Source organism: Roseovarius sp. MBR-79 (assembly GCF_053628555.1).
Genome location: NZ_JBRJGP010000058.1, coordinates 1 through 3712, shown reverse-complemented (window position 1 = coordinate 3712; position 3712 = coordinate 1). Strand labels below are relative to the sequence as shown.

The 3712-nt window shown below is 58.1% G+C and carries 2 protein-coding genes; one reads left to right on the top strand and one right to left on the bottom strand.

Going from position 1 to position 3712, the window contains the following annotated elements; all coding sequences use genetic code 11:
* Positions 1 to 47 precede the first annotated feature (47 nt).
* Positions 48 to 2930: a Tn3 family transposase gene (locus tag ACSSV8_RS19970; RefSeq protein WP_038070180.1), complete on the bottom strand. Its 2883-nt coding sequence runs from the start codon at positions 2928 to 2930 to the stop codon at positions 48 to 50.
* A 160-nt stretch (positions 2931 to 3090) separates the two neighbouring features.
* Between ACSSV8_RS19970 and ACSSV8_RS19965 the strand changes: the two genes are divergently transcribed.
* Complete coding sequence (locus ACSSV8_RS19965) at positions 3091 to 3678, top strand: recombinase family protein (RefSeq protein WP_038070177.1); 588 nt, start codon at positions 3091 to 3093, stop codon at positions 3676 to 3678.
* Positions 3679 to 3712 lie beyond the last annotated feature (34 nt).

Below are 3712 nucleotides of genomic sequence, written 5' to 3'. Positions count from 1 at the left end.
GGGGTCTGTTGCCGGAGGGGGCAGAATAGTACGCTAAGGCGGTTTGATCATCTTTTGGGCCATCTGTATTCGCCAGTGAGCAGGATGTGGGCCCATCCGAGGGGTGAGATATGCGCCAGAAGGTCTGGTGTGCAATACAATCCATCGCGGCGGCGGCCATTGACTGCCTGCCCGAGGTGCTTGGTGTTCCAGTAAATGATGATCGCGGCGAGCAGATTCAGCCCGGCCATTCGGAAGTGTTGTCCCTCGGTTGTTCTATCGCGAATTTCACCTTGGCGGCCAATGCGTAGGGCGTTCTTGAGGGCGTGATGTGCTTCGCCCTTGTTCAGACCTATTTGCGCGCGACGTTGCATGTCGACGTCCAGCAGCCAGTCGATGATAAACAGTGTCCGTTCAACCCGTCCGATTTCACGTAGCGCGACGGCCAACTCATGCTGCCGGGGATATGCAGCGAATTTCCTTAAGAGTTGGCTTGGGGACATCGCGCCCGCCACCATTGTGGCCGTGCTGCGCAGGATATCTGACCAATTTGAGCTGATAACGGGTTCCCTAACCTTGCCGCCGATCAACCCCTTCAATTCTTTCGGGCAGGATGCTGGATCGAAGAGGTAGAGGCGTTTGGATGGCAGGTCCCGGATACGGGGGATGAACTGAAAGCCCAAAAGGGCGGTGACGGCAAAGACGTGGTCGGTGAAGCCGCCCGTGTCGGCATACTGTTCGCGGATTTTCTGGCCTGCGTCTGTCATTAACAGGCCGTCCAGGATGTAAGGGGCCTCGTTCACCGTGGCCGGGATGGTCTGGGTGGCGAAGGGGCCGAACTGGTCGGAGACATGGGTATAGGCTTTCAAACCGGGTTCATGGCCGTATTTGGCGTTGATCAGGTTGATCGCTTCGCCCTGGCGCGTGGTGGGGAAGAACTGCCCATCACTGGACGCGCTGGTGCCACCGCCCCAGAACTGGGCCATTGGCAAGGCGGATTGGCCTTCGATCACCATGGCCAGTGCGCGCGCCATCGCCTCGCTTTCAACATGCCACCGCGACAAGCGCGACAGTTGGAAATAGTCGTGGGTGTGCGTGGCCCCGGCCATTTTGGAGAGGCCAAGGTTAAGCCCTTCAGCCAGCAATACATTCAGCATGCCGACCCTGTCCTTGCATGGGACGCCAGTGCGCAGATGGGTGAAGGCCTCGGTAAAGCCGATCTCGTCATCCACTTCGAGCAGCAGGTCGGTGATCCTGATCTCTGGCAGGCGTTTGTAAAGGTCGAGCACCAAGGCGTCGGCCTCTTCGGGAACATCGGCAGTCAAGCGATCGATCTTGAGCACGCCATCTTCGATGGAGCCTCCCGGAATGGCACCGGCCCTGGCGGCGCGGGCCAATCGCTGTAAGCCGTCAGCCAAACGAGATTTACGATCTGCCAGCCATATTTCCGGCTCATATGGCATGGCCATTCTTGGCGTTACCCTGGCAACTTCGGCCGGAACCAGCGTGTCCTTGAGGTCGCCATACCTGCGGGAATGGGCAAGCCAGATGTCGCCGGCTCTGAATGCATCGCGCAAGTGGCACAGGACCGCCACCTCCCAGAGGCGGTGCCCATCATCTTTATTGAGGTGTCGATGCCATTTCGAGGTCCGGCGCAGAAAGGTCAGCGGGCGGTCGCCTGTGGTTTCCGTTCCCGCGACGATGCTGGCAGCTTCCAACAACGGTTCGGCAACCTGAGCGGCCTGAATATCAAGCGCCCGCAGCATGCGCGGCGCATAACGTCGGAAGCGATGATACCCGTGAACAACATGTGCCAGCGGATCGGCAGCCAATGTGTCGGTGAGTTGGGCAGCGGTGGCGACAAGCCCCCTGAGCGACAACCAGCCGCCTGCGTTTTGAACGGCATCGATGAGGGAGGCCTGATCTTCATGTGCCTCCAGCAGCGCTGATCCATAATTAGAGAAGCCCTGCAAGGTGTCTTTCAACGCGGCCTTGGCATCATCTGCACGGGCATCGCATGCGCGTTTCGCCTCACGCCACGTCCTTCCAACAATACGGTCATGGGTCTCGACCACTGCATCGGCAATGGCGCTGTGCCATTCCAAAGCACAGACCGCGAGGATGGCAAGGCGACGATCACCTGAAATATCCCGTAGATCACCGGCGAAATATCGTTCCCCTTGCCGTCGGAGGCGCGCGATACGGTGGGGTGGCACACCGGCAAGGATAGATCTTTCCACGGGCATGCCCTGCAAGAATTCCAGCCGATCAAGTAGGCGGTTCATGTCGGCTGAGTTCTGCCCCACCTCAAACTGGCGCAGCCAGACGAAGCGGGTGACGGAGCTGTCTACGGTTTCCGTCAACAGGGCATCAAGTCGGCTTTGTGTCTCATCATCCAGTCGGTCAGCAACCCGCGTGTCAAGCCGTCGCTCGGCAGCAACGAGTGCGTCCGCGCAGAGGCGTTCAATAACCGTAATCCCAGGCAGAATGGTCTGGGTTGCCCGACATTGCTCTACAAAACGCCGTGCCAAATCCTCGTTCGACCGAGCGGTTTCGGCTTCGTTCTCAAGCCAGGCCTTCAGATCGCGCGATCCTCGGCCAGTGAACATCTTGTATCCGTAAATCTCACGCAGAGTGGCCAAGTGTTCGCGGCGCGTTTCGTCCCGTGTCGCATATTCCACCAGATCATCAGGCTTCAGTCCGAGTTGCGCAGCCAAAAATCGTGACAAGGCCGCAGAAATAACCTCGCCTGGCGCGAGCAACCGACCAGGGTATCGCAATGCGCAAAGCTGAAGGGCGAAGCCGAAACGATTATGGGGACGACGACGGGCGCGAATGATTTCCAAATCATCATCTGCCAGCGTGTAGTGACGCAGCATCGCCGTTTCGTCGGTCGGCAGATCAAGCAGCGCTTCCCGCTGGCGGTCAGTGAGCATTTTCCTGCGGGGCATGTGGTTCCTTCCAAGATCAAAGCGGCTGTCCGTAAGAGGTTCCTTCACCGGACATGTATTGCAAAGGTTGGCAGGGTCAGAGAAACCACACCTCAGAATATCTCGTATAGGTGGTACGATTTGATTCGCATATGCCGCCCCTTAATCGTACTTTAAAGCTATGACTGTGACCAAAATTGGCTATGCCCGCTGCTCGACTGACAAACAGGACCTGACCGCACAACGGCAGGCCCTATGCGCCTTGGGCGTATCAGAGGATCTCATTTATACTGACCACGGGCTGACGGGCACCAACCGCGCCCGCCCCGGTCTCGACCAAGCACTAGCTGCCGTCCGGGAAGGTGACGTGCTGGTCGTGCCAAAATTGGATCGCCTTGCCCGGTCCGTCCCCGATGCACGTGCGATCGCAGATCAGTTAGAGAAAAAAGGCGTCAAGCTCGCGTTGGGGATTTCCATCTACGACCCAACGGACCCAATGGGTAAAATGTTCTTCAACATTCTGGCCACATTTGCTGAGTTTGAAGCCGACCTCATCCGGTTGCGGACCAAGGAGGGCATGGCTATCGCACGGGCAAAGGGCAAACTCCGGGGGAAACAGCCGAAACTCTCTGAAAAGCAACAAAAAGAACTCGCACGCATGCATGCCACCGGTGACTATTCCATCAGTGACCTGGCAGAGGTCTTTGCGGTCTCAAGGCCAACGATCTACAGAACTTTGCACCGCACAGGAGCCAAAATCAGCCCTTAGCGTACTATTCTGCCCCCTCCGGCATCAGACCCCT

Coding starts and splice junctions, on each gene's coding strand:
- ACSSV8_RS19970 (WP_038070180.1), bottom strand. CDS start 2,930: ATGCCCCGCAGGAAAATGCTCACTGACCGCCAGCGGGAAGCGCTGCTT.
- ACSSV8_RS19965 (WP_038070177.1), top strand. CDS start 3,091: ATGACTGTGACCAAAATTGGCTATGCCCGCTGCTCGACTGACAAACAG.